This window comes from Thermobaculum terrenum ATCC BAA-798 (assembly GCF_000025005.1).
Classification (GTDB): domain Bacteria; phylum Chloroflexota; class Chloroflexia; order Thermobaculales; family Thermobaculaceae; genus Thermobaculum; species Thermobaculum terrenum.
In genome coordinates this window covers 635,044-659,768 of the sequence record NC_013525.1, presented here as the reverse complement: position 1 = coordinate 659,768, position 24,725 = coordinate 635,044, and the positions used below count along the sequence as shown (strand labels likewise).

At 48.4% G+C, this 24,725-nt stretch carries 25 protein-coding genes; 6 read left to right on the top strand and 19 right to left on the bottom strand.

The annotated features are described in order from the left end of the window. From TTER_RS02980 to TTER_RS02970, 3 genes are read left to right on the top strand one after another with little or no spacing between them, the layout of a single operon-like run. Window positions 1–780, top strand: a complete 780-nt coding sequence (locus tag TTER_RS02980) for an alpha/beta hydrolase (RefSeq protein WP_012874554.1) — start codon at window positions 1–3, stop codon at window positions 778–780. Window positions 781–823: 43 nt separating this feature from the next. Beyond that, window positions 824–1,069, top strand: coding sequence for a 4Fe-4S dicluster domain-containing protein (locus TTER_RS02975; protein ID WP_012874553.1), 246 nt, complete (start codon window positions 824–826; stop codon window positions 1,067–1,069). A 29-nt stretch (window positions 1,070–1,098) separates the two neighbouring features. Next, window positions 1,099–2,019 (top strand): proline dehydrogenase family protein, encoded by a 921-nt coding sequence (locus tag TTER_RS02970; RefSeq protein WP_012874552.1) that lies wholly within the window; start codon window positions 1,099–1,101, stop codon window positions 2,017–2,019. Here the strand turns inward: TTER_RS02970 and TTER_RS02965 are convergent. The 3 genes from TTER_RS02965 to TTER_RS02955 form a co-directional block, all read right to left on the bottom strand. Beyond that, window positions 2,016–2,357 carry a zinc ribbon domain-containing protein gene (locus TTER_RS02965; RefSeq protein WP_012874551.1) on the bottom strand — a complete coding sequence of 114 codons (342 nt, stop codon included), beginning with the start codon at window positions 2,355–2,357 and terminating at the stop codon, window positions 2,016–2,018. The two genes, TTER_RS02970 and TTER_RS02965, sit on opposite strands and share 4 nt — an antisense overlap. Window positions 2,358–2,377: 20 nt before the next feature. Beyond that, window positions 2,378–2,731: a zinc ribbon domain-containing protein gene (locus tag TTER_RS15550; RefSeq protein ID WP_148211876.1), complete on the bottom strand. Its 354-nt coding sequence runs from the start codon at window positions 2,729–2,731 to the stop codon at window positions 2,378–2,380. A gap of 102 nt (window positions 2,732–2,833) precedes the next feature. Beyond that, window positions 2,834–4,324 carry an NCS2 family permease gene (locus tag TTER_RS02955; protein ID WP_012874550.1) on the bottom strand — a complete coding sequence of 497 codons (1,491 nt, stop codon included), beginning with the start codon at window positions 4,322–4,324 and terminating at the stop codon, window positions 2,834–2,836. A gap of 139 nt (window positions 4,325–4,463) precedes the next feature. Between TTER_RS02955 and TTER_RS02950 the strand changes: the two genes are divergently transcribed. Further along, on the top strand, window positions 4,464–6,821 hold the full coding sequence (locus tag TTER_RS02950; protein ID WP_012874549.1) for a DNA-directed RNA polymerase subunit alpha C-terminal domain-containing protein: 2,358 nt from the start codon (window positions 4,464–4,466) through the stop codon (window positions 6,819–6,821). Between the two features lie 4 nt (window positions 6,822–6,825). Here the strand turns inward: TTER_RS02950 and TTER_RS02945 are convergent, their stop codons facing one another. From TTER_RS02945 to TTER_RS02895, 11 genes are all read right to left on the bottom strand, one after another. Beyond that, the gene (locus tag TTER_RS02945; protein ID WP_041424326.1) at window positions 6,826–7,542 is read right to left on the bottom strand and encodes a cyclic nucleotide-binding domain-containing protein; all 717 of its coding nucleotides are present in this window, start codon (window positions 7,540–7,542) and stop codon (window positions 6,826–6,828) included. Then, a complete protein-coding gene (locus TTER_RS02940) occupies window positions 7,526–9,829 on the bottom strand; it encodes an ATP-binding cassette domain-containing protein (protein WP_012874547.1) in 2,304 nt (767 codons plus the stop codon). Before TTER_RS02940 ends, TTER_RS02945 begins: the two co-directional genes overlap by 17 nt. 110 nt (window positions 9,830–9,939) lie before the next feature. Next, entirely contained in the window at window positions 9,940–11,319 is a 1,380-nt protein-coding gene (locus TTER_RS02935) for an NAD(P)/FAD-dependent oxidoreductase (protein WP_012874546.1), read from the bottom strand. 180 nt (window positions 11,320–11,499) lie between these two features. After that, window positions 11,500–12,297: an LLM class F420-dependent oxidoreductase gene (locus TTER_RS02930; RefSeq protein ID WP_012874545.1), complete on the bottom strand. Its 798-nt coding sequence runs from the start codon at window positions 12,295–12,297 to the stop codon at window positions 11,500–11,502. 100 nt (window positions 12,298–12,397) lie between these two features. Then, window positions 12,398–12,637: a heavy-metal-associated domain-containing protein gene (locus TTER_RS02925; protein WP_012874544.1), complete on the bottom strand. Its 240-nt coding sequence runs from the start codon at window positions 12,635–12,637 to the stop codon at window positions 12,398–12,400. Between the two features lie 13 nt (window positions 12,638–12,650). After that, entirely contained in the window at window positions 12,651–12,896 is a 246-nt protein-coding gene (locus TTER_RS02920; protein WP_012874543.1) for a hypothetical protein, read from the bottom strand. A 4-nt stretch (window positions 12,897–12,900) separates the two neighbouring features. Next, complete coding sequence (locus TTER_RS02915) at window positions 12,901–13,608, bottom strand: ABC transporter ATP-binding protein (protein WP_041424606.1); 708 nt, start codon at window positions 13,606–13,608, stop codon at window positions 12,901–12,903. 68 nt (window positions 13,609–13,676) lie between these two features. Beyond that, window positions 13,677–14,444: an ABC transporter ATP-binding protein gene (locus TTER_RS02910; protein ID WP_012874541.1), complete on the bottom strand. Its 768-nt coding sequence runs from the start codon at window positions 14,442–14,444 to the stop codon at window positions 13,677–13,679. Between the two features lie 12 nt (window positions 14,445–14,456). Next, window positions 14,457–15,653 carry a branched-chain amino acid ABC transporter permease gene (locus TTER_RS02905; RefSeq protein ID WP_012874540.1) on the bottom strand — a complete coding sequence of 399 codons (1,197 nt, stop codon included), beginning with the start codon at window positions 15,651–15,653 and terminating at the stop codon, window positions 14,457–14,459. A 12-nt stretch (window positions 15,654–15,665) separates the two neighbouring features. Then, window positions 15,666–16,589: a branched-chain amino acid ABC transporter permease gene (locus tag TTER_RS02900; RefSeq protein WP_012874539.1), complete on the bottom strand. Its 924-nt coding sequence runs from the start codon at window positions 16,587–16,589 to the stop codon at window positions 15,666–15,668. Between the two features lie 73 nt (window positions 16,590–16,662). After that, the gene (locus TTER_RS02895) at window positions 16,663–18,024 is read right to left on the bottom strand and encodes a branched-chain amino acid ABC transporter substrate-binding protein (protein WP_012874538.1); all 1,362 of its coding nucleotides are present in this window, start codon (window positions 18,022–18,024) and stop codon (window positions 16,663–16,665) included. Between the two features lie 160 nt (window positions 18,025–18,184). On the opposite strand from TTER_RS02895, the gene TTER_RS02890 reads away from it, so the two are divergent. After that, complete coding sequence (locus tag TTER_RS02890) at window positions 18,185–19,690, top strand: sulfite oxidase (protein ID WP_012874537.1); 1,506 nt, start codon at window positions 18,185–18,187, stop codon at window positions 19,688–19,690. A 1-nt stretch (window position 19,691) separates the two neighbouring features. Here the strand turns inward: TTER_RS02890 and TTER_RS02885 are convergent, their stop codons facing one another. The 5 genes from TTER_RS02885 to mptA form a co-directional block, all read right to left on the bottom strand. After that, window positions 19,692–20,369, bottom strand: a complete 678-nt coding sequence (locus tag TTER_RS02885) for a DUF4230 domain-containing protein (RefSeq protein WP_012874536.1) — start codon at window positions 20,367–20,369, stop codon at window positions 19,692–19,694. Window positions 20,370–20,388: 19 nt separating this feature from the next. Beyond that, window positions 20,389–20,799 carry a VOC family protein gene (locus TTER_RS02880; protein ID WP_012874535.1) on the bottom strand — a complete coding sequence of 137 codons (411 nt, stop codon included), beginning with the start codon at window positions 20,797–20,799 and terminating at the stop codon, window positions 20,389–20,391. 49 nt (window positions 20,800–20,848) lie between these two features. Next, complete coding sequence (cobA, locus tag TTER_RS02875) at window positions 20,849–21,643, bottom strand: uroporphyrinogen-III C-methyltransferase (RefSeq protein WP_012874534.1); 795 nt, start codon at window positions 21,641–21,643, stop codon at window positions 20,849–20,851. Next, window positions 21,640–22,320 carry a precorrin-2 dehydrogenase/sirohydrochlorin ferrochelatase family protein gene (locus TTER_RS02870; RefSeq protein ID WP_012874533.1) on the bottom strand — a complete coding sequence of 227 codons (681 nt, stop codon included), beginning with the start codon at window positions 22,318–22,320 and terminating at the stop codon, window positions 21,640–21,642. Before TTER_RS02870 ends, cobA begins: the two co-directional genes overlap by 4 nt. Window positions 22,321–22,522: 202 nt before the next feature. Continuing rightward, the gene (gene mptA / locus TTER_RS02865) at window positions 22,523–23,965 is read right to left on the bottom strand and encodes a GTP cyclohydrolase MptA (RefSeq protein WP_012874532.1); all 1,443 of its coding nucleotides are present in this window, start codon (window positions 23,963–23,965) and stop codon (window positions 22,523–22,525) included. Window positions 23,966–24,131: 166 nt separating this feature from the next. Here mptA and TTER_RS02860 point away from each other — a divergent pair, with 166 nt between their 5' ends. Next, window positions 24,132–24,710 (top strand): BP74-related protein, encoded by a 579-nt coding sequence (locus tag TTER_RS02860; protein WP_012874531.1) that lies wholly within the window; start codon window positions 24,132–24,134, stop codon window positions 24,708–24,710. Window positions 24,711–24,725: the final 15 nt, after the last annotated feature.

The following is a 24,725-nucleotide window of genomic DNA, read 5'->3' as shown; positions in this document are numbered from 1 at the left end:
ATGGAAAGGACAGTAACTATCGATAGCAATGGGCTTAGTCTGTTCGGAATAATTCATACCCCCGAAACCAACTCGCCAGGGCCTGCGGTGTTGATGTTACATGGACTAGGGGGTACGCACATAGAATCCCACTTCATTTATACCAAGACTGCTAGGGCGCTAGCATCTAGAGGAATTACAGCCCTCAGATTTGATTTCAGAGGCTCAGGCAATAGTCAGGGAGATTTCATGAATACCACCCCTCAGGGGGAGATAGACGACGCAAATGCGGCTTTGGATTTCCTTATGTCTCAACCAGAGGTAGATCGCTCTAGAATAGGAGTATTGGGCTTGAGCATGGGAGGCTTCGTGGCTGCCTGTCTTGCTGGCCAAAGGCAGGAAGTGAAAGCTCTCGTGTTATGGTCCGCAGTGGCTAACATGGGAGAGCTACTAGACAGCAACACAGATGACATGAGGCTAGCGCAGCTACAGTCCTCAGGGTATGTAGACCTTGGAGGGATTCCTCTAAGCAGGGAATTTATCGAGCAAGCACACCAGATCATACCGGAACAACAGATAAAGCAGTATAAAGGTCCTGCGCTAGTAATACATGGATCTAATGACGAGACTGTTCCCGTTGAACATGCTTACAGGTTCAAGAACGCGCTCGGAGATCAGGCCAGACTAATGATCGTAGACGGGGCCGATCACGTTTTCTCCTCGCTAGAATGGGAAAGGGCTGTGATTAATGAGACTGTAAACTGGTTCAAGACACTTGACACTGCACCGGTCGCAAGATAGCATAAGCTGCGTTCATAAAAACTAGAAAGAGGATGGTGTCGATATGCCATATGTTATTACAGAGCCATGCATAGGAGTCAAGGATGCCTCCTGTGTGGAGGTCTGCCCTGTAGATTGCATATACACCGACGATGAAGCCCCCATGTACTATATACATCCAGACGAATGTATAGACTGTGGGGCTTGTGAGCCCGAGTGCCCGGTAAGCGCCATCTACCCGGAGGATAGTGTGCCCGAGCAATGGCAACACTACATACAGATCAACGCAGATTATTTCAAAGATAAATAAGCTTATTAGAAGGAGTGACGCAACCGGCCATGCTTAGAAAGTTATTACTTTACCTTAGCAATCAGGCTTGGTTGCGTCATTTTATCTCAAGGTATCCTGCGTTTAGAAACATAGCTTGGCGCTTTGTAGCCGGAGAGACCATAGAGTCTGCATTCGGAGTCGTCCAAAGCTTGCGTAAACAGGGTATAGAGAGTGCCCTTGACTACCTCGGAGAGAACGTCACCGACTTATCCTCTGCTAGAGAATCTACAGACTTTTATTTGAGCCTACTCGATAGAATGTACTCTTCGGGTATAGGCAACTATGTATCTCTTAAGCTCACACAACTTGGCCTGGATATAGACGAAGAAATATGTAAGCGTCACTTAGAAGAGATAGTCTCCAAGGCCGAAGGCTATGATATATTCGTCCGCATAGATATGGAGAGCAGTGCTTATACCCAGAAGACCCTGGATATCTTCAAGGATCTGTACCATAGACACAAGAACCTCGGAGTGGTCATACAAAGCTACCTACGTAGGTCTTATGATGATGTTCAAGAACTCGTGCGTATGGGAGCGCGTATTAGGCTGTGCAAGGGAGCATATTTGGAGCCACCGGAGGTAGCATATCAGGATAAGAAGGATGTAGACAGAAACTACATAATCCTGATGGAATATCTACTTACAAACGGCAACTACCCAGCCATAGCTACCCATGATGAGAGGATAATAAACCACGCAAAGAACTTCGTACAGAAGAATTCTATACCAGTCGACAACTTTGAGTTCCAGATGCTGTATGGTGTCAGAAGAGACCTTCAACGTACGTTGGCCGCTGAGGGCTATCGTGTAAGATGCTACGTTCCATTTGGTAAAGAATGGTACCCGTACTTCATGAGAAGGCTTGCTGAGAGACCAGCCAATGTTGAGTTCATAGTGCGCAGTATTATAAGAGAAGCTATAAGTTAGTCAGCCTGGGAGGTGGGGTTATCATTCTTCCTTTCAGGGTTGTAGTCTTCCGATATGATGTCATCTATAGTCAGTAGTTCCTCCTCAGGGGGAGCATCCTCTTCCTCAAAGAATTCAAAAGACAACTCATCCTGTGCTTCTTCCTCGCTCAGAGCTAAATCCGTCTCGGTAGTTGCCTTCTGAAGCCAATCGGGAACGGCATCCTCAGAGTGCTTAGACACCTCAAGCAACCAATCCGGAAGCACCGACTGCTCCTCTAGCTTGGCACCACAACGGTTGCAATAGTTGCTACCCGCCCTATTGGCTAAACCACATACTTGACAGTAGATAGCAGACACTTCTCCTCCTAAGGATATCTCTATTTGAATCTCCTAGAGTACTCCGTCCTGGCTTCAGAGACTACTTGCCTGAACCTGGACCATCTATACCCCAGATTCGACCCAAGCCTGCCAGAGCGGGCAGAGGTTCGCCCATCCCGCATGTACAGATAGAATTTTATCATGGCTTTCAAAAGGTCAAATACCAGCTCTTCTATGGCTACTGGCAGGCGATCCCGCCAGGTCGAGCGAGAAGACGACACATTACCACTAGAAAACCCGCGATCAAACCTACTCCAGAAACTACTCCCAGATGCCAATGGAGTTGCACAGGTCAGGCAGTAAGCAGCATCTGGAGGGTTGATTCTTCCACATCTATCACAGGTCTTCATCATAATATTCCCTTCATCGCGTATCCAAACATCCAAAGTTTATTAATTAAACACCAAATCAGGGGAGATAACCTCCCCTGATTTGGTTGGGTTACCGAAGATAATTTAGATAAGGTACTTGTCCAGTACCCCCTGCAGGAAGTAGAGAACAAAGGCTACGGTGACTATCCACAGTCCTGGGTGTACCTTCCTGGCTTTACCAGTAAAGATTTGTATCAGAGTGTAGAGTATGATGCCAGCGCCGATACCATCCGTGATCGAATAGGTGAAGGGCATTACTATCATTGTGATAGCTGCGGGGAAGCCAACCTCAAAGTTTCCAAAAGGTATAGTGGACCTTGGCCCGGAAGCTGTATGCTCGACCTCGTCAGCAGTTTCCTCGGACTCAGCAAGAGTAGTCATCATCATCCAACCCACTAACACGAGGGCCGGTGCGGTTGCTTGGGCAGGTATCACAGACGCCAAGGGCGACAGGAACATCATCAGCAGGAAACATATACCCGTCACTACGGAGGTCAGGCCAGTGCGTCCACCAGCCTCTATACCAGCAGCACTTTCGATGTAGGTAGTGGCACTGGAGGCGTTCGCGAAACCACCTACCACGGCCGCAAGGGAGTCTACCAGCAGAGGCTTCTTGACATCCGGGAAGTTACCCTGATCATCAAGATAACCAGCCTTACTACCAACACCGACGAGAGTACCCATGGTATCGAAGAAATCACTCAGCATTATCGAGAAGATAACCAGCAGGGCACTTATTGTACCAAGCTTGTTGAATACTCCTGTGAGGTTCACATTACCTATGGTGCTGAAGTCAGGAGCAGAGATTATACTGCTTGGCCACTGCGCGACGCCGGGCACTGACCAGGCACTACGATCAAAGAATGTTGTATTTATGATCGTAGCAAACAGGGTCGTCAAGAGGATACCTATAAGCAAGTAGGCATTACCTACAATGGGGTGTATCCTAGCCCCTACACTCCTGAGGAAGATCATCACCATCATGCCAAACACAAACACCAGAATAGGAAAGGTTGTTAGGTCTCCCAACCTAACAGCTGTAGTATCTGGCGTACCGGGAACAACAAAGCCTGCGTTCACCAGTCCTATAAAGGCGAGAAATAGACCGATACCTACCGCTATAGCTCTCTTGAGCTCGGTAGGTATCGCCCTCATAATCGCCTCTCGGAAGTTAGTTTGAGTTAGCACCAAGATGATTAGTCCTTCAATAACTATCACACCCATAGCTTCAGCAGGAGTCAGCCCCATAGCAGCAATAAGCTGGTAGGCGACTACGGCATTGAGTCCCATACCACTAGCTATGGCGAATGCCTTGTTGGTGTACAACCCCATCAGTATAGTCATCACACCGGCTACGAGAGCGGTAGCTGTGAGGGTGGCAGCCGGAGGAAGACCTCTGCCCTGCAGGCTTAGCACTGAGGGATTAACAAAGACGATGTAAGACATCACCATGAAAGTGGTGATGCCAGCCATAACCTCGGTCTTTACAGTAGTGCCGTACTCAGAGAGCTTGAAAACTCGGTCCAGTAACCCCCTCGAAGGGACGGCACCAGTCTCAGCTGATACCTTCGACATAGAGTACCCCTCTCCTTGAAAGATAATAAGATAATATGTATTCAGACAGAAGTATTATAAGTGTTCGCAAGCTACTGTTTGCAAACAGTTCGATGTTATAATTCTGATTAGACAATATTCAGTCGGAAAGGCCCCTCAGATGGACCCTCACGACCAGTTAGCCAAGATATCTCCTTCTCTAGCTAGAGCTCTAAGGACCTCAGGATACAGCAACCTGGAATCATTATCCCAGGTGACGGTAGAGGAGTTCTTGTCTACAGTTAGGGTCAACTATTCCGAGCTGCAAAAGATCAGAGACACACTACGATCACAGGGGCTGGATTTCAAGGAAGATAAAGTCAGGTATCCATTTATTAATCCTATGCTGCTCCAGCAAGTAGCATCCGAAGGCATAGACCTGTCTCAGACCAGTCTGTCGAGCATTGGATTACCCAGTTGGGCACAGACCCCTCTAGCATCGGCGGGAATAACTACTGTGCAAGACCTGGCATCAGCCTCGACTTTCTATATTAGGGCCATACTCGGCTATGTTGGCAGATCCCAGGCACTCGTAAAACAGTACACAGAAGAGTACTTGATGAAGCTGCTGAGATTATCCAAATCTCATGAGGTCGATAATAGTCTTGAAAACCTGCAGTTGAGTCCTAGAATCAGGGGTATCCTGCGGCGAGCTGGGATATTTACAGCAGATCAGTTATATAGGCTGACAGATGAGGAGCTCCTAAAGCTCAAGGGAATAGGTAAGGCTGCTCTGGAGGAGATCAAGGCTGTAAAGCTAGGCGACGCAGACAACAAGAGAAGCATAGAGGAAGAGAAGCAGAGGTTAGACGATGCCGGGATTAAGATTCCCGGCGGTATATCTGAACACCCAATATCGAAACTGCCACTGTCGATGTCGATCATTCACAGGTTAGAACTAGCAGGCATCAAAACTATAGGGGACATTACTGGAGAGAATTTCTCGAGACTCCAGGAGATTCCTAGAATTGGCAAGGTAACAGCAAAGAGGATATTAGAGGCTATACAAAGCTATTCTGAACAACTCCCCGCAGAGGTAGAGCTAAGTTCTGAAACCACTCAAGAAGATGTTAGTATTACAGAGCTGGACAAAGAGATCACAAAGCTCATCCAAACTATTAAGTCGCCCAGAGTACGAAGGGTGCTCGAAGCCAGGTTTGGAGTAAGCGGCAAGATACTCACCCTTCAGGAGATAGGAGCAGAACTGAAGCTATCCAAAGAGCGGGTAAGGCAGCTTGAAGAGCGAGGACTAAGACTCATTAGGAAACAAAATGCTGAACTGATAACGAGATTGATCGCGCCTGCCGTTGAAGCTATGAGTGCGGTTGGTGGAGTTGCTACTCTCAGGTACCTGCTGGATAGATTCCACACTACGTACAAGGTCGCTGATATGAATCCCGCGGGGGTAGCACGCTTCCTCTTTGAAGTCAGTGACTTATTAGTCCCTCTTCAAGGCAGAAGGTTCGCACTCAGAGAAGCTCCAGTGCAACAGGTAGAAGACCTGCAAGAGCTCATGAAGGGGCTACTGGTCAAAAGGCTTAGTCCCATGCCAATCAGGAGCTTTGAAGAGCTGCTGGCTTCAAACAGTGATTATGTCACATTAAAGACTACTTACCCTAACTTTTCACTAGAGGAGTTTGTGAGAGCTACCCCTAGCTTATACCTTACCCCTTCGGGAGACGTTGCGCTGCAGGAGTGGAAGAGAACTAAGATAGACAATATAGTCATGGCTTTAAGGGAAATAGGTAAACCAGCTCATTACAAGACCATAACTAAGCATGTAATTGATCACCTCCAAGATAGCACCTCTCCAGAACCTATAAGTACAGAGAGCATACATAACATACTATTGACAGAACCTTATTTCATTCGCCTCGGCAGAGGATTATTCGGATTGACCGAATGGGGCACCATAGATAAAGAGCTGGAATCCGGAATAGAAAACCTGATGCTGGCAGTTGGAAAGCCTATGCACGCAGAAGAGATAGCTGAAGCAATAGGTCGCGACCCCAAGGACATCAGCAGGGTTCTAATAGCAAGCCCCAAGTTTATCCCTATAAGAGAGAACTACTGGCTATTTGGGGAGGAGTATGACGCCAAGTCTGTATCATCTAGACATAGACTGCAGAAAACCGTGAGAGAGCTTGTCAGGACACCTGCTGGAAGCATAGTCGCTCGAATACAAATCAGCAGATCTACCTATAGAAGTGGCAGTCTAGCGGTAAGCTCTGATCTTCACACTATATTCCCCTCTGAAGGAGAGATAGTGGCGAAGTGCGGCGACACACAAGAGTCGACACATACCTACAGGCTACGCAGAGGTAGATCACATATATCCGGACTACGCATGTTCATGAGATCTCACCAAGTCACACCGGGACAAAGTATATATATAGAAGCTCTACAGTCAGGTGAGTACCGATACCGGTTATACACCGAAGAGCAATGGGCTAGAAGAATAAGTCAGGAAAACACTTAGCAATCTACTCAGCCTTGTTCTCATCCTGTCGTGACACGAGTTCTCGTAGTCGCTCAAGCGAATGTAAGAATAACTTACCATCTTCCCTAGATAAAATCCCCTGATGTATCAGCCATTCCAGATTTATCGCAGCGCTCTCCTTGGAGACCCCTGCTAACACCGCCAGCTCTTTTGTGTCAGGCACGCCCTTGAGCCATATTCTATCCTCTTGCTGTACACCTAGCTCATCAGCTACCTGTATCAGCAGATTCGCTAGCCTATCTAGGCCAGAGCTGATGGCAGACATCTCTAATATCCAATGCAAGCTACATGCGGCTTCGTACAGACCTTTTGTTAGTTCGGCCACTGACTGATCATCTCTGGGCAAGAATCCCCAGCCCAAAGATTCATCCCAGCTAACGCACACTGCTTGCTCAACTGGTTCAAATCTAACTAGACTGGTAGCTTGGGATTTACTGATAGGCAGGATTAGCTTTCCACGTTCTATCCGTCCTATTCTCGAAGGTCTGCCGGACACTTTTTGTTCGTACACGTTTAGCTTACCGTCAAGCAGCAGCGTTGGAGACTCCACGATTACAGTCTCAGGTGCCGAATAAACGATTTTATTGCCTGAGCTTATATCGAGCTCTGTCTCGTTCAAATCTATCAGGATGTAACCCGAGATCAGGAGCTTGTACCTGAGGTCTCCCATTCGCCAGGAGAACTCACTTCTTACCGTCAAAGTTACCACCCTGCAATAGATTCTCCAAGTGCTTTTGCAACTCGGTGTACTCTTCGATGATCAATCTAGATCTATGTTCATCAAGGAAAATGCCAGGGTCCATAAGCACTCTTTCTATCTCTGACAGGCGGGCACGGATAGACTCAGCAACAGCTTCTGGATTATCTCCCTGAGAATCTCCACGTTCTGCTTGGCTATCTACCTGACTAGATGGACGGAATTCATTACTTTTGCTCAGAGTCAAGTATTCCTGAAGTACAGCTGCGAGCTCACCCTGATTTTCGTATAGGGCAGGGTCTTCCAATGCGTTCTTGAGTTCCCTCAGCCTTCTCTGTGCCTCAGGCTCTAACTCATCGGGCTCAAAGGATGCAGATCCCAGCATTTCCAACTGCTCTAGCAAGGAAGCCTTCTTTTCCCAACGCTCATTTAGGTCCTGCAGCCTACCTTGAAGCTCTCCATACTCAGATAGGAGAGAATAATAGTGCTCTCGATCCTGGTACAAGCTATCATCCTCAAGGTGAGCTTGTAGCTCCTGGAGGCGATCCTCAGTATCGCTGATCTCAGTTTCAAGATCTTGAACTTGTGCACGCAGTCTAAGGATCTCTCTTTCCTTAGCCTTGGGCTTTCTGTTAGCTTTATGCTGCGCCTGACTTGGGGCAGGCTTAGTACTTACCTCCAGCTTAACCTCAGACACCTTAGCCTTATAATCTGTGTAGTTGCCCAAGTATGGTGTAATATGCGTATCTTCTACAACGATTATCTTCTGGGCAAATTTATCTATAAAGTATCGATCGTGAGATACTACTACGCAAGTACCAGGGAACTCACGAATAGCAGACTCTAACACCTCCTTGCTAGCTATATCCAGATGGTTTGTGGGCTCATCCAGAAGCAGCGTATTTACAGGTCTTAGCAGCAGCAGGAGCAATGCGAGCCTGCTTCTCTCACCACCACTGAGCACGGATATGTACTTCTCTACATCATCGCCTCTAAATAGGAACCTACCAAGCAGGTCGCGGATATCAGTGACTGTCCATCCCTGTGGGGCTTGCTCCAGAACCAGGTCATATATGGTCTTGTCACTCTGCAGAATCTCTGCCTGATGTTGGTCATAATATCCGAGCCTGACGTTATATCCAAGGTGTATCGATCCGGAGGAAGGCTCTTCCATGCCTGCCAGTATTTTCAGAAGGGTAGTTTTACCACTCCCATTAGGCCCTATTATGGCAATCTTGTCACCGCGCTCTACAAGGAGATCTATGCCTTCCAGGATCTTGTGAGAGCCATAAGACTTGGAGATGTTCTTCAGAGCAAATACTTCCCGACCACTGTGACCAGCATAGTTGAACTTGAAGGCTATCTTTCTTGAGAAGATCTTTGGTGCTTCGACCTTCTCTAGCTTCTGAAGCATCTTCTCTCGGCTCTGGACCGCTCTGGCTTTGGTCGCCTTGTAACGAAATCGCTCTATAAAAGCCCTCTGCCTCTCAAGATACTTCTGCTGTCTTTGAAAGGACTCAAGCTGATCCTGAAGCCTTCGCTCCTTCTCAGCAACATACCAGCTGTAGTTACCTTGATAATCTGTGGCTTTACCATCCTGTAGCTCGATAGTACGAGTAGTCAACTTATCCAAGAGATATCGATCGTGCGAGACAAGGATCACAGCACCTTTGTAGCGTATTAGAAAATCTTCAAGCCACTCGATAGCATGTAGATCCAGATGATTGGTAGGCTCATCCAGTAGAAGGATATCTGGCTCCTCCAGCAATACCTTGGCAAGCGCTACACGACTCTTCCATCCACCGCTGAAATTCGATACCACCCTTGAGAGATCGTTGGGCGTGAATCCCAAGCCATGTAGCACCTTGCCCACTTCCCTCTCGATCGTGTAGCCCCCAAGCCTCTCAAACTCAGAGCTGAGTCGCTGGTACTCGACAAGCAGCCGGTCCAGCTCTTCCCCTGTAAGCGCGGACATCTCCTGTTCGAGCTTGCGCTGCTTGGACTCTATCTCCAGCACCTCTCCAAACACTGAAAGCATCTCGTCATGGAGAGTTCTGCTGGAGACTATGAAGCTGTCCTGAGGCAGATAGCCAACTTTGAGCCCTGGCAGAAGAACTATCTTGCCTCCAGAGGGCTGTAGTTCGCCGCTGATCGCCTTGAGAAGAGTGCTCTTACCAGCGCCATTGGCCCCGACCAAGGCTACCTTTTCTCCGGCATTAACCTTGAAGCTTACGCCGGAGAGTATGGGCTTTCCATCTAGAATTATCTCGAGATCTATAACCTGTAGCATAGAACGCTCAACAAATTGTTCTCTTGTATTTATAAAAATTCTACATCAACAGAAAGCATAAGGGGTGGAATATGACCACCCCTTATGTAATTTGTTACAGAATGTATAAGCTATTCTGCTACTGACTCGCTTGGCACTTTGGAAGGTGTAACAGGTAATTTACTAGTCTCCCTTCTGTCAAATACTCCAAACAGCCAGTCCACCAGCACGCTTGCCTTGTTCTTGAAGCCTTCGAGCTTATACAGGTACACAGCGCGCCACACGAGCCATCCTATGAACCCGCTGAACTTTATACCCATTATGTTGGCCACAGCATTGTTCTTCCCCAGGCTGACGAGCTCACCCTGGTACTTGTACTTCAAAGGCTCCAGCGGTTCGTTCTTTAGGGTATGAATTATATTAATAGCTGCAGTCTTTCCACCAGCAATCGCCACAGGCGCGTTGGGGGGAAGTGGCCTCTGCTCACCGGGCATAAAGTACATCGCACAGTCACCAATCACATATATCTCAGGGTGGTCAGGCAACTGCATGAAGTCATTAACTCTGACCCTGCCATCCCTGCCTTTCTCTCCTGGCAGATCAGCGACCAATGGATTGGCCTTCACACCTGCCGTCCATACTACCGTCTCGCTCGGTATGAAGCTCCCATCCTTGATGCGCACTCCACCCTTCTCTACATCAGCCACAGGAGTGTTGAGAAGAACTTCTACGCCCTTCGATTGTAGGGTCTTCATAGCGTTCTGGCGCAGCTGATCATCCAAAGCAAGGAGTATACGATCCAGGGCCTCAACCAATACGACCCTCACCTCACCAGGATCTATCCCGGGATATTCCTTGAGAAGTACGTGGCTCGCCAGGTCACGTAGGGATGCTGCGAGCTCCACTCCAGTAGGACCAGCCCCTACAATCACGAAAGTCAGCAACCTGCGGCGGACCTCAGGATCCTGCTCTACCTCGGCGCGTTCAAAGGCATCTATGATATGATTGCGCAGCTCTATGCCATCGCTAATCGTCTTCAAAGTAAACGAATTTTCCTCTGCACTGGCAAGACCAAAGAAGTTATTGGTCGCTCCTAGAGCTACAACCAGATAGTCATAGTAGATTGGGCCGTCATCCGTGTAGACGCACTTATCTTCTACAGATATCTTCTGCACATTGCTTTCCTGAAAGCGGAAGCCATCGGCCTGAGTAGCATACCTTACTGGATGGGTAACGTTATCCGGTTCAACCCCCCCAGTCGCGACTTGATAGAGTATGGGCGTAAACAGGTGGAAGTTAGCGCGATCCACCAGTAATACATCCAGATCTAGGCCATCTCTGTTGCGAGCTAAGGTTCTTGCAGCTGCCAGCCCTCCGAACCCTGCTCCTAGTACTACCACCCGAGTAGAGTTGTTGCTTGAGTAATAGCCCCCTCCTCTGCGCGTTGCCTGCAATGCAACCAAAGCTCCTACCGATCCTAAGAGTCCTATTCCGAGTAAAGCCTTTTTCATTCCCGCTCCCCTAGCAAAATTTACTTTTGGTGAGAAGACTTTTATCGACAACTATAGTGACATCTACTTGCAAATAGGATAGCATAAATAATCCGTGAGTTCCTATTAGGACCCCGGACAAAAATATACCACCAGGATATCCTGGTGGTAATAAGTATACTAAGAATGAATCACTGGGACCTATCGACTGGCTGCTTCCTCTACAACAGGCTGTCTACTGTTACGCCACTCGACCAGCTTAGCTAGCGGCTCGAGGTTATAATCAGGGCCATCAGCGCCCACTATCAGATGGGTTACACCAGCTTCCACGTAGTAATCCGCCTTGTCTACCCACTCATCACCTATCATTATGGAACGTTCTATCTCGCTGGGGTCTCTCCCCACCTTTTCACACCATTCATCTATGACTTTATTCAACTCCCTGGCCTCATCGGGAGTGCCAAAACCGTTCCAGGCATCTGCGTACTGCGCTACTAGGCGGAGAGTCACCTTTCTACCACTGCCACCTATGAGAATGGGTATGCGACCTCTAACTGGACCCGGATTAAGCTTTTTCCAGCGCTCAATGATTATAGGCAGCGACCTTTCCAGATCCTTCAGCCTGCTAGCAGCGGTTCCAAACTCGTAACCATACTCTCTGTAATCTTTTTCAAACCATCCCGCACCGATACCAAGGATGAGTCTTCCTTTAGATATATGGTCCACCGTACGGGCCATGTCTGCGAGCAGATTAGGGTTCCTGTAGGAATTGCAGGTCACCAGGGCGCCAAGCTCCACTCGCTTCGTTACCTCGGCCATACCGGCCAGCATAGTCCAACACTCGAAGTGCTTGCCGTTAGGATCTCCCGAAAGTGGAAAGAAATGGTCCCAGTTATAAAGTACGTCTGCACCTATATTCTCTGCTCTTATCCAGGCATCTCTGATCTGATCATAATCAGCATGCTGTGGCTTGATCTGCACTCCAACTCTAAGTCGCACGCAAAAACCTCCTAATACAATCTTCTAATTGGGAGAAGTGCCACAGCTTAGTATAGCAATGAGTATGCCAGTCCTGAAAAAGGATTCTATATCGTCTTCTTTACCTATAGCCGTTGGAGTAGCGCTGTACCATCAGCCCAGTGGATTCTATTAATGCCTTTATCTCTTCGGGCGAGACTTCTTCTGGATCGTATTTCACCTGCACCAAGCGTGCGGGCAAGTTTATCACCACTTCCTCTATCCCAGGCACCCCATCTAGAGAACTATAGACTGCGGATCGATCACTATCCTGTGTCATTCCAGGTACGTTGAAGCTCACCAGATCCAAAGTAGAAGCCACTTCCACATACTCCTTAGCGATTTATACGAAACGTACAGTTAAGGCACCATATCGAGATTGTACGACTATAGGGGTTAGCCTTACCAGCCAGGGGACCGCCACAGGCTGGGCAAGGAGCATCCAAGTCTACCACCTGGTCAGGAGTAGACATCAGTTTTTCAGATATCTCGGCCATGCGGTGTGTGAGCTTGTAATCTCCAACTGGATCTCTATCGAAAGTTTTCTCGTCGGTCTTAGGCTTAGCAGGTCCACCATACATTTATCTATTCCTCACCAAGATAAGATTTACGCACCATATCGTTCTCTTGTAGCGCCTTAGCGCTGTCAGCCAGTACTATCTTACCTGTTTCTATTACATAGCCTCTATGGGCTACGCTCAGGGCCATAAGAGCATTCTGCTCCACCAACAGTATAGTCGTACCTTGCTCATTTATCTCTTTGATGATAGAGAAGATCTGCTCCACCAGAATCGGCGCCAGGCCCATTGAAGGCTCATCCAGCAACAACACTTTTGGTCGGGCCATCAGAGCACGAGCTATAGCTAGCATCTGTTGCTCACCACCAGACATAGTACCAGCCTTTTGGTTTATTCTCTCTTTCAACCTGGGGAAAAGAGTAAAAACCCTCTCCATATCGGCCCTGATTCCATCCTTGTCGTTGCGCAGGTAAGCCCCCAGTTCCAAATTCTCCTTCACACTCATTCGAGGGAAGATCCTCCTTCCCTCCGGGGCGTGACCTATCCCCCTGGCAACTACTTCATGAGGCGGCAACATATCGATTCTTTTGCCCTCAAGCTTTATGGTGCCCATTCTCGGATGTATAAGTCCTGAGATAGTGCGCAAGGTAGTAGTCTTACCAGCACCATTACCGCCTATCAGGGTAACTATCTCTCCACGCTGTACGTGCAAGGATATGCCTTTTAAGGCATGTATATTGCCGTAGTAGACATGTATATCCTCCAGCTCCAGCATAGACTCCTGTTTTTCATGAGGAGCACCAGTCTGTTGCAATACACTTGTCACTGCAGATCTGTGTTCTGTCATGCTGTTGCAGCTCTCCCTAGATAAGCTTCAATAACTCTTGGATCGGATCTGACCTCGTTAGGCGTTCCCTCAGAGATCTTCTCTCCATAATCGAGCACAGACACTCTATCGCTTATCCCCATGACGACCTTCATATCATGCTCTATCAGGAGAATGCTTAGCCCCAGGTCTTCTCTCAACCTACTAATAAAACGAGTCATGGCGGCCGTTTCCTGGGGATTCATTCCTGCTGTAGGTTCATCCAGCAAGAGTAGCTTGGGATCTGAGGCAAGCGCACGAGCGATCTCCAGCCGCCTCTGATCGCCATAGGAAAGATGCTTTGCTGTAACATCCTCCACTCTCCTAAGGCCAACGAAGGCTAGAAGTTCTCTAGCTTTTCTAACTGCGCTCTCTTCCTCTCTTATAACAGATGGCGGCCTGAATATCGCCCCAATAAGCCCTGCCTTCAGCCGCACATGCTCTCCTACGAGTACGTTTTGAAGAGCAGTCATGTTCTGAAACAACCTTATATTTTGAAAGGTCCTACACATGCCCAACTTCACGATCTCGTGAGGAGGTTTACCGGTTATGTCGTGGCCATCGAATTCTATCCTGCCAGAGGTTGGCTTATACAACCCTGTCAGGATGTTAAAAAAGGTAGTCTTACCAGCACCGTTAGGACCAATGATGCTGACTATAGATCTCTCTGGAATGGTAAAATCGACTTCTCTTACTGCTACCAATCCTCCGAATTCCTTAGTAACTTTGTGCGCATGCAGAAGCATATCCTTTCCCTCCTAGGAACGGGCTCCACCAGTAGAATGGGTTTCGGATCTTACATCGTATAACTGCTCAGGTGCCTCCTCGTCCTCATGCAGTTCAGCCATACGTTCAGCACTTGGGAGTATCCCCTCGGGTCGCAGAAGCATCATGATAACGAGGGTTAGGCCGAAGATAAGATATCTGTACTTAGTAAGGTCGAGGTTGAGCAGGAAAGACCAATTAGTCCTCTCGCCAAGTGTCTGGCCCCATTCCGATATTTTGTCAGCCAGCACTCTGTCAAAAAGCCCCAGCAGGAACCCTCCCACTATTACTCCCCAGATGTTACCCATACCTCCCAATATAACCATGCACAGGAGCAATACTGAGGTGCTGAATTCGAACTGGCTAGGTGCCGCAAAGGAGTACCGGCTGGCAAACATAACTCCTACAAATCCCGAGAAGCTAGCACCCATAGCAAAGGCAAGCAGCTTGGTTCTAACCAAATCTATACCCATCGAAGTTGCTGCTATCTCATCCTCCCGCATGGCCATCCATGCCCTACCTATGCGGGAGTCCCGCAGGCGACGGGCGATGAAGATAAGTATCGCCCCAATAGCGATCAGCAGGTAGTACCAGGCTATAGTGCTCTGTGGCCCACTACCCAGACGGAAACCAAATATCACAGGTTGATCTATAGCATTCAGTCCCTGTTCTCCATAAGTTATGCTGTGGGCATTTAGGAATATAACTGGTACTATCTCGCCAAATCCCAAGGTAACTATCGCCAGGTAATCTCCTCTTAACCGTAGTGTAGGCGCGCCAAGAATCACGCCACATATCGCAGTGATGAAGAATGCAAGGATTAGTGAGAACCAGAAGTTAACGTGTAGAAATGGCATGTTCGAGGAAAGGAACTGTGCCACCGGGCTTCTAGGGCTAGTCAGTATAGCGATCGTATATGCACCTATCGCGAAGAATGCTGCGTACCCCAGGTCAAGCAATCCGGCATAACCCACTACTATATTCAGGCCAAGGGCCAAAAGGATATAGGCTATGATAGGGAACATTTGGTCTATCATACTGAAGTGCAACACAAGCCGCATCAGGGGGTCTACGACCCATGGCCAAGTTAGCGCCGCTAGTATAACTATAGTGGCCGTAACAGTGTTTACCTTGTCTTTCCTGTAGTTCTCCCTCAGGCTGTTAATCTGTTTTGAGACCCATGAAGCCATGCAGCATCCCTCCTATGCCTTATCCCCTACCTGCTCGCCCAATAGACCAGAGGGACGAAATACCAGGATAATGATCAGGATCGCGAATATAACGGCATTGGTCCATGTAGACTGTAGGTAGTAATTACTGAAGGATTCAACTATACCGATGATAAAACCTCCAAGCACGGCACCACTCAGGTTGCCTATGCCTCCAAGAACAGCGGCTGTGAAAGCTTTGAGCCCCGTCTCAAATCCTCTGGTGAACACCATAGTACCCGTATGGAGACCGTACATCAGACCAGCAGCTCCAGCAAGCGCGCCTCCGAGCAGGAAAGCAAACGATATGGTCCTGTTTATGTTGATGCCCATCAAAGCCGAAGCATCCCTATCCTGAGAGGTAGCCCTCATAGCCTTACCGATTTTCGTATGCAGGACGACAAACCTCAGCAGAATAAGCAGGATAACAGTCATAGCAATTACTAGAAGGCTGCGCAAGTAGAATCTCAGTCCAAGACCAGTCCAATCAAGCAGATTGACGGGAGGTATCCATAGCCTCGGGAAACTGACGGGCGAGGGACCTTTCCAAGTTAGTCCAATCTGGATGAGTATGAAAGATACTCCTATAGCACTTATAAGGGGAGCCAAACGAGGGGCGTTTCTGAGTCTTCTGTACGCTACCCTCTCTATGATCACATTCAACACCCCACCAAATATCATGGGAACTACAAGTCCAAGCAAGAAGGCGATAACTTTGACGTAAAATGGGCTTCCGCTATCTACGCCGATAGCATCAAGAACCGTCAATGACATAAAGGATGTGAGCATGAAGAGATCGCCATGAGCGAAGTTAATTAGCTCCAGGATACCGTAGACTAGTGTATAGCCGAGAGCTATGAGCGCAAACACCGCTCCCAGAGCGATACCATCTAGAAGAACCTGGAGAAATGTCTCCATAAGCTACCCTCTCTACTTAATCAGCAGATCTCGTAAAAAGGGGCGCGAATTACAGGTTCGCGCCCCGAGACCACTAACTACCAGCATTAAGCTGCTTCACCCAGACCCACTTACCATCCTTTACCTGGTATCCATGGTAGGTCCTGAGGGTCGTATCTCCACGCTTATCAAAGCTCCATTTGCCTAGCGCACCATTGACGGTACCCAGGTTGTTCAGCGCTTTGAGGACATCCTTGGGATCCTTGCTACAAGCTTTATCTATCGCGAGCAGGGCAGCTAGCATAGCATCGTGACCGAAGATTGCATAAGGCTCGGGCTCGGAGCCGAAAGTCTTCTTGTAGTTTTCGTAGAACTCTTTGCCTGGACCAGTAAGCTTGTCTGGAGGCGCTGCAGCCACTGTTCCATAGGCCCCCTCAGCAGCATCACCAGCACCATCAATAAAGGAGCTCTCGAGAATACCGTCAGGGCCCATGAACTTTATCTTCTCTGGATCGGGCTCTATGTCTCTAAGGTCCTTGACAAGCTGAGTACCACCAGTCTCGACCAACCCTCCAAAGTAAACCAGGTCAGCCCCTTTATCCACAATCTTCTGCATAAGTGAAGCATATGAACCCGCTTGGGGATCTATACCCTCAAATCCCAAGACCTCCAAACCTATCTTCTGAGCATGCTCGCGGAAGACCTGAGCCAGACCTAGACCATAAACTTCCTGGTCGTTGAGCACGTAGACCTTCTTTGCCCCCAACTCCTTTGCCCAGTTTGCAGCGGCAGTACCCTGGAGGTTATCTGCAGGCACTACTCTAAAGTAGTTTCTGGGACCATTCCTATACAGGGACTCATACAGCTTGGGATCAGGAGGACCAGGCTGGGTCAGGTTTATGGCCGTATTGGCGGGACTTATCATCGGAATGCCTGCCTCGTTCAGAATAGGGATAGATATAGCGGCAGCACCCGAGTTGAATGTACCCAGATACACGGTAGCCCCGTCTCTGATGGCCCTGTTAGCATTCTCAGTCTCTTTCTCCTGAGTCCACTTACCAGCAGCTGCAGTAGCATCATCAAGCGCTTTGAACTCTACCTTATACCCACCTGCCTTACCACCATGCTCCTGAAGGGCCAGCTTCATACCGTTCACGACGGATACGGTCTGAACACGAGAAGGACCAGTCATGGGCAAGCTGGAATAGATCAGGAGCGTCTCGTTCTTCTCAGGACACTTTGCACCAGTCTGAGTTTCCTGAGCTGCCGGGGAGCCAGACGGCGAAGCACTCGGTGAGGCAGCAGTTGTAGGAGATGGCGAAGGCGAGCTCCCAACACCCTGCGTACCCGGGGTTGGCGTTTGCCCAGCAGTAGAGCCACCACATGCAGATAACAACAAGCCAAAGATTAAGACAAGAACAGCGATAAGTGATGGTTGTTTATCCCCTTTCCTCATATTCCCCTCCAATTGCTCTTTAGTGATATTTCTCGGTAAGTGATAACTTTGTGCGGGAGTATAATAACGATAAAGTCAAGTGTCAAGAACCAAATTGTCACAATATTCGGACAAAAGCATGTAACATTTGCCATAGAAAAGCGGAGATATATACTAAACTGTGGAAGCGCACAAAGAAACTGGCCAGGAATACAAGCTGGGTTATGGGCTGCTTGCAGCTGTCTTTGCGATTTTACTCATAGCCTTCTTTCGAATCTTATTCCAGGTCCGTTCACCAATCGAGGTTTTACTTGATAGGCTGCTCACGCTGATTCCCATGAGGTGGTTCGAGTCCCTCCTGGGTTTCTTTGGTGGCTACGCTAAGCCATTTGCCTATCTTGTTGCCGTCCTGGTAGCAATAGTTGGTGGCGGGCTGTTTCTGCTCATAGCAAGGTTTTTATCCTCAACCTTTGGCACGACACTTAGAAAGACGTTTAGTATCCTGTGCTTGGCACTAGCGATATTGCTTGCAATACTTGTCTTGTCTCTTGGAAGCTCACCATCGACTCTAGCCCTTACCCTGGGCGCGGTATTTGTGTACTATGCTGGGGTGCAGTACTTCGTATCCTCGAGTCAGGCTCCCAAAAAAGATGTGGCTGATAGCTCCAGAAGAAGGTTTCTAAGACAGTTAGGAGCGACTGTGATAGGTGTAGCAGCAGCAGGAATCGTGGTATCCATAATACAGAGACTACTCAGTCAGGCAACTATCACATCTACCGGCAAAGCAAGTGGCAATATGCCAGAACCATTCACCCCAAATGATGAGTTCTATGTGGTCTCCAAAAACATCCTAGATCCTAATGTCGATAGTACCTCTTGGAAACTTAGAATAGGAGGGCTAGTACAAAAGCCATTTGAACTGACGCTAGATGAGATCAAGCAGCTACCCCCTGTAGAGCAGGATCAGACCTTGGAATGTATCTCTAACCCAGTGGGAGGAGATCTTATAAGCAATGCCAAGTGGAAAGGCATTAGGTTGAGAGACCTCCTGGAGCAAGTCCAGGTCAGAGAAGGGGTAATAGATATCAAGTTCACCTGTGCTGATGGCTACACGGAATCGATCCCCCTGGAAAAGGCTATGGAACCTACAGTGCTGCTTGCTTATGAGATGAATGGAGAGCAGCTGCCTTCCAAACACGGCTCTCCTCTCCGCCTGCTGGTGCCCAACATCTTTGGTATGAAGAACGTGAAATGGGTCGAACGAATAGAAGCGGTCAATGAGGACTACAAGGGTTATTGGCAACAACAGGGCTGGAGTGATATAGCAACCATCCAAACCATGTCACAGATCAGGGTTCCTGCCAGTAACTCTGAGATACAGATAGGTGAAGAGACAGAGATAGCAGGCATCGCCTTCGCTGGGTCAAGGGGTATAAACAAGGTTGAGGTGAGTACAGACGCAGGAAAGACTTGGCAGACCGCACAGCTCGATCCGGAGATAGGACCATTATGTTGGCGGTTCTGGCGCTACAGGTGGACACCTGAATCTGAGGGTTATTACACTTTGGTAGTGAGGGCGCAGGACGGCGAAGGTAACTGGCAGACTGAGGAGAGGCAGCCAACACTACCATCCGGAGCAACTGGCTATCACTCCATCCAGGTAAGAGTAACCGGCTCGAGCCAATAGATTACTCCTTCCAGGATATCTGGACTTGAGAGTAACCCATGGATGTCATAAGCGATCTTATTGACTGTTCAGCGTTCTGCTTAGCATCTTCCAGCAGGCCATCTTCTACAGCAGCCTGTCTGATTTGATCCTCGGCTGTAGCTCTGACCTTGCTTTCCAGATCCTTATCAGGTTTAGAAAATAGCCCCGTACTGCGTTCGTAGACATAGCTCTTCTCGTTATCCAACCTGCTATAGAACACCTGAGGCTGGGGCAGTGTGAGCTCTACTCTATCACCCTGCACTCTTATATCTTTTTCACTGATCTTGGAAAGATCCACCCCTGCAACCACTTCCCCATGCGCTATAAACAGAATCTTATCCCCTAACAGAGCACTGGGGATATACTTTCTGGTCTTGCTGGCCCCAATTACCTTCTCTACGGTATATTTAGCTGTTTCGAGTCTTGAGAGCTGCTGAATGCTCTTTATAACCTCATCCTGCCGGGTATCGATCACGACTGTTTCCCTAGGAACCAGCCCCTTCGCAAGGTTAGAGACCTCGGTTCTTACGTAGAGACAGGAACCCACTATGAGAAATACAGTGATCGCCAGCACCATAGCCAAAAGGATGAATATCCATCTTACAAATCCCCTGTTTCGGGCTGGCTCCGGAGATAAGCTAGGAGACGAGGAAGACAAAGCTATTATTTCTCCTTGACTAGCTTGAATGCGCAGCTTTGTACTGAGGCGAATCCTTAGAGATCTGCATTAACTCTATAGGATTACCATCCGGATCGGAAATCCACGCCTGCCAGTTGTTATCTCGACCTAATATAGGACCTCTGGCTATATCCACCCCTTGCTGTCTCAGATCCTGAAGCGTAAGCCCCAGATCATCGACCAGAAGGCATAGATGTCGATAGGATGCACCAGCAGAGCTTCCAGCTCCAGACCCATTTGGGAAGAGTTCTATGAATCTATCCCCCGCTACATGCAGGTAGACGAGCATCAATGAGCCATCATCGTTATATAACCTGAACGCCTCATTTATGCCTAGCTTTGCATAGAACTGAATAGAGCGTTCTATATCAGCTACTGAGTAAGCTGGATGACCTATGTCAAGTATCATAACCCCTCCCCCTAGCATGTTACAGAGAAATATACTACGCAGGATCTATTTAGGCAACATGTGCGTGCATCACTTCTTCCGGAGTCTCCCCATAAGCAATAGCTCTAGAGAGTTCCATACCTATCTCGACAGTATCTCCCACAACCAGCACAGCTGGAGGAGTTATGTGTCTTGATCTGGCTATGTGTACGATCTCTTGCAGCGGAGCAAATATCACCTGCTGCTCGGGAGTAGTGGCCCATCTAACCAGCGCAGAAAGTTGTTTGGGGTTCCTACCATGAGAGATGAGATTGGACACTATTCGTTCCAGATTCTCTACTGCCATCAGGAAGACAAGTGTATCCGAAGCCTTAGCCAAAGCCTCCCAGTCGAATACCTTGTCGCAAGAATTATCCCGATCATGGCCAGTAGCTATGGTTACCGAGCGAGCGACACACCTGTGGGTGACCGGAATCAAAGCAGCTGCAGGACCTGCCAGGGAAGAGCTGACACCTGGTATCACTTCAAAAGGCACCCCAGCACTTGCAAGAAACAGGGCTTCTTCAGCTCCTCTTCCAAAGACAAAAGGATCTCCTCCCTTGAGCCTCACCACAAATTTGCCCTCTCTGGCCTTGTCCACCAGCAATCTATTTATATCTTCCTGCTGTATTCGGTGTCCCCCAGGAGTCTTACCTGCATCAATTAGTTCAGCGTCCTCGCGGCAGTAGTTGAGAATACCTTCGCCTATTAGGCGATCATGCACGATCACATCTGCGCACCCCAGCCTCTTAGCTGCCTTTATAGTAAGCAGTTCAGGATCTCCTGGACCTGCCCCAACTATAGAAACGAACCCGGATGAGCTCATGCTCTTGCCTCCAATTCAACCTTATCCGAAGCCAGCCTGCTCCAAAGCAGTTCTGTAGCCTCGTCTACCTTGCCCTCCCAAACGAGTGACTTCAGATCGTCATCCAGTGCCCGCTGCCATTCCTCTGGATCTATAGTAAATCTGGCAGGGCCAAGCCTTTCCCTTACTGTGGCGGCTACCTCAAGCAGGTGGGCCCAATGTGGGGGAAAGTCACGCTCTATCTTTCGGCGAACATGGCTGGCTATAGCAGGACTCAAGGCATTGGTAGATATGGCTATCACCAGCCTACCTCTGCGAACCACAGCTGGAGCAATAAAATCGCAGTTAGGGATGTCGTCCACGGCAAGGACCGGGATATTCCTCTCCCTGGCCTCCTTTGCTACCTTAGCATTGGCTGACTTATCATCGGTAGCAGCAAAGCATATATAGGCGCCCTCCAGATCTCCATAGGTATACTCCCTCTGTATCCAGGTAAGGGCACCTTCGATAGCCTTCTCCCTGATGTAGTCAGAGACTTCTGGAGCTATAACCACTAGCGGATCAGGGCCGCATGGGATTAAGCCCCTAACCTTGCCTGTGGCTATCTCACCACCACCTACAACCACTACCTTCTTTCTGCAGAGATCCAGGAATGCAGGGTAGTAATCATAGATCTTATCAGCGTGCGTCCTGGCCATAGCCTACCTCTCAATTGCAAAAAAGTGCAATATATCACATATTCTCCCCTGCTTATTTCTGGATAATATCAAAAATCAAGATAGAAAGGCAAAAATCTGCTCTCTAATGCAGCATCATTTCTGCTGCAATTAGTTGCAATTAGTAACGACCGACTATCAATAATCTATAGCTATTTTCTTGGGCTGGGATTATTTGCAAGGTTCATCCTAGCCACTCTTCCAAAGTGGTACAAGTAGAAGGGCTGCGGCCATAAATAACCTGTTCTCTTAGCTCGCCAAAAGTGCCGAATCCTTCAGCGTAAGCATCATGTTTGTGTATGCTCTCAAAACTTACCACCCTAGCTAACAGGAAGTCTTCCTCAGGCAGGTCAGAGTAAGTATTTACCGCTGATCTCAGTATCTCCCGAGCCACATCCTCTACGAAGCGAGGTCTACGATGGGCCTTGTGAACTACGAAGAACTCGTCCGGGCGTTTGAGAAGACCGTAGTTCTCCGAGCTCATGGAGGACTCGGCGATCTCTACCAAGTCCTCAGCTCTTACCATTGCATCTGTCCCAAGAAGTATAGTAGCCTTTGATCTCTGGTTATGCGCGGCGGTAGGTATAGCGGCCAGTATCTTCTCTGCCTCTTCTGATGTAAATCCCTCCTCGGCCAGCCTCTCCCTAGAGTGCTCGAGTATCATATCCTGTGCACAAGGGCACGCCGTCATACCCTCCGCTTCTATCCCTACCATCCGCCGATAACTATCCTGCTTACAAACTGCTATTCCAAGCAGGGTATACATCTCATCTGTTGGGATTCCTGATATAGGGGCATACCTACGAAGTGAGAACTTTGCCCTTATTCTTACCTCGCTCCTAAGGGCTTTCTGGGCATTTACGATCCTCTCAGCGATCCTAAGAGCAAGAGATTCCACATCCGGAGCCTCATCAGCAACCGCATCATCCAGAGTTTCATCAAGAGCATGGCTGAAGCGAGACATATGAAGCCCTTTCTGGTTTGGGCCTATATCTGCCAGCAGGCTTATCTCGGCCTGCAATACCCTGGATCTAGATCCTTTACCCAGCCTTATCATCCTCTGTACGTTCGTCACTCCCACACGACCAAGACGCACAGCTACTTCTGGCTCCTGCCCCTGCACATCACGAGACAAGCGTAATGCCAGCCCCCTTCTTGCCTTTCTGACACCAGACTTATCTACTTTCTCCAGGAGCTGAGCGATAGACTCACCTAAAGCTGGGTGGACCATATCAGGAGCGATCTCAGCAAGAGGCACTAATACAAAAGCTCTCTCGTGCATGTAAGGATGAGGAACTTCTATATCTTCTGATTTGAGGACCAAATCGTCGTACAGCAACAAATCAAGGTCTATTGGCCTGGGAGCGTTCCTGAAAGAAGGCCTCCTACCCATCCTGTGCTCTATAGACTTGAGGAATTTGAGCAGATCTCTTGGCTCAAGATCAGTTTGTCCCTCAACTACCGTATTCAGAAACTTAGGCTGTTCTTTGTATCCCACTGGTTCGGTTTCGTATATAGAGGCAATCTTATCGATCTTCACCCTTGAGCGCAGAGACTGGATGGCCTCAGCTATATTGGCATATCTATCTCCCAGATTAGATCCCAATCCTATGTAAACAGTGTGCACTTCTATCTACCTCCAGAAAGGCTCAGAACCTGTTGTACCACTTACAGCTTATCTGAGCCAGTACAGGAACTAAAGATGAATCTAGAAAAGTCTATAGGAACAAAAGACGCATAAAGATAGTTATTTGATCAAAATTCAAAATCAATCTCCTGGAGGGGTAATTAGTATGAGGGGTCTTCTTCGATTTATCTTTCTGGCCACACTTATAGCCACTTTGGGATTCGCTTTCCTCCCTGATAACTCTCTAGCCGAGGAGGAATCTGCAATAATAGCAACCTTTGACGTCAATGGAGAAAAGTTCAAGGTACTGGTACGCAATCCAGCAACTATAGCTCAAATACTAGATCTAAAGGAAGGTAAGAGCACCGCCAGCATTCCTAACGGGAAGATATTACCTGGTGCAGGGGAGATGAACCACAACGCTCCATACAGTTGGCATCTAGACCCACAAGATATATCGATGGCGGATTTCACGATAGAGCTCTGCGATGGAACACCTAGCTATGTGGAAGATAACGTCAAGTACTTTATAGAAAAGGTCGGAAGATACTGCCCCTGGTCAGCAAAATTAGTCTCGGTGGAGTACGTGAAAGGATCTCAGGGTACTGCGCCCAAACTCCCTAACAGCGGCGCAGGCAGCATGTATGAGCCTCGGGAAAATGATGTTACGGGTTCAATGCTTGCTGCATCCATTCTCATCCTAGCAGGAAGCACCATATACTTCATCAGGAAGTTCCTGGCGTAAGAAATACAAGGGGGC

Coding starts and splice junctions, on each gene's coding strand:
- TTER_RS02980 (WP_012874554.1), top strand. CDS start 1: ATGGAAAGGACAGTAACTATCGATAGCAATGGGCTTAGTCTGTTCGGA.
- TTER_RS02975 (WP_012874553.1), top strand. CDS start 824: ATGCCATATGTTATTACAGAGCCATGCATAGGAGTCAAGGATGCCTCC.
- TTER_RS02970 (WP_012874552.1), top strand. CDS start 1,099: ATGCTTAGAAAGTTATTACTTTACCTTAGCAATCAGGCTTGGTTGCGT.
- TTER_RS15550 (WP_148211876.1), bottom strand. CDS start 2,731: ATGATGAAGACCTGTGATAGATGTGGAAGAATCAACCCTCCAGATGCT.
- TTER_RS02955 (WP_012874550.1), bottom strand. CDS start 4,324: ATGTCGAAGGTATCAGCTGAGACTGGTGCCGTCCCTTCGAGGGGGTTA.
- TTER_RS02950 (WP_012874549.1), top strand. CDS start 4,464: ATGGACCCTCACGACCAGTTAGCCAAGATATCTCCTTCTCTAGCTAGA.
- TTER_RS02940 (WP_012874547.1), bottom strand. CDS start 9,829: ATGCTACAGGTTATAGATCTCGAGATAATTCTAGATGGAAAGCCCATA.
- TTER_RS02935 (WP_012874546.1), bottom strand. CDS start 11,319: ATGAAAAAGGCTTTACTCGGAATAGGACTCTTAGGATCGGTAGGAGCT.
- TTER_RS02920 (WP_012874543.1), bottom strand. CDS start 12,896: ATGTATGGTGGACCTGCTAAGCCTAAGACCGACGAGAAAACTTTCGAT.
- TTER_RS02915 (WP_041424606.1), bottom strand. CDS start 13,608: ATGCTGGAGCTGGAGGATATACATGTCTACTACGGCAATATACATGCC.
- TTER_RS02910 (WP_012874541.1), bottom strand. CDS start 14,444: ATGCTTCTGCATGCGCACAAAGTTACTAAGGAATTCGGAGGATTGGTA.
- TTER_RS02905 (WP_012874540.1), bottom strand. CDS start 15,653: ATGGCTTCATGGGTCTCAAAACAGATTAACAGCCTGAGGGAGAACTAC.
- TTER_RS02900 (WP_012874539.1), bottom strand. CDS start 16,589: ATGGAGACATTTCTCCAGGTTCTTCTAGATGGTATCGCTCTGGGAGCG.
- TTER_RS02895 (WP_012874538.1), bottom strand. CDS start 18,024: ATGAGGAAAGGGGATAAACAACCATCACTTATCGCTGTTCTTGTCTTA.
- TTER_RS02880 (WP_012874535.1), bottom strand. CDS start 20,799: ATGATACTTGACATAGGTCATCCAGCTTACTCAGTAGCTGATATAGAA.
- cobA (WP_012874534.1), bottom strand. CDS start 21,643: ATGAGCTCATCCGGGTTCGTTTCTATAGTTGGGGCAGGTCCAGGAGAT.
- TTER_RS02870 (WP_012874533.1), bottom strand. CDS start 22,320: ATGGCCAGGACGCACGCTGATAAGATCTATGATTACTACCCTGCATTC.
- TTER_RS02860 (WP_012874531.1), top strand. CDS start 24,132: ATGAGGGGTCTTCTTCGATTTATCTTTCTGGCCACACTTATAGCCACT.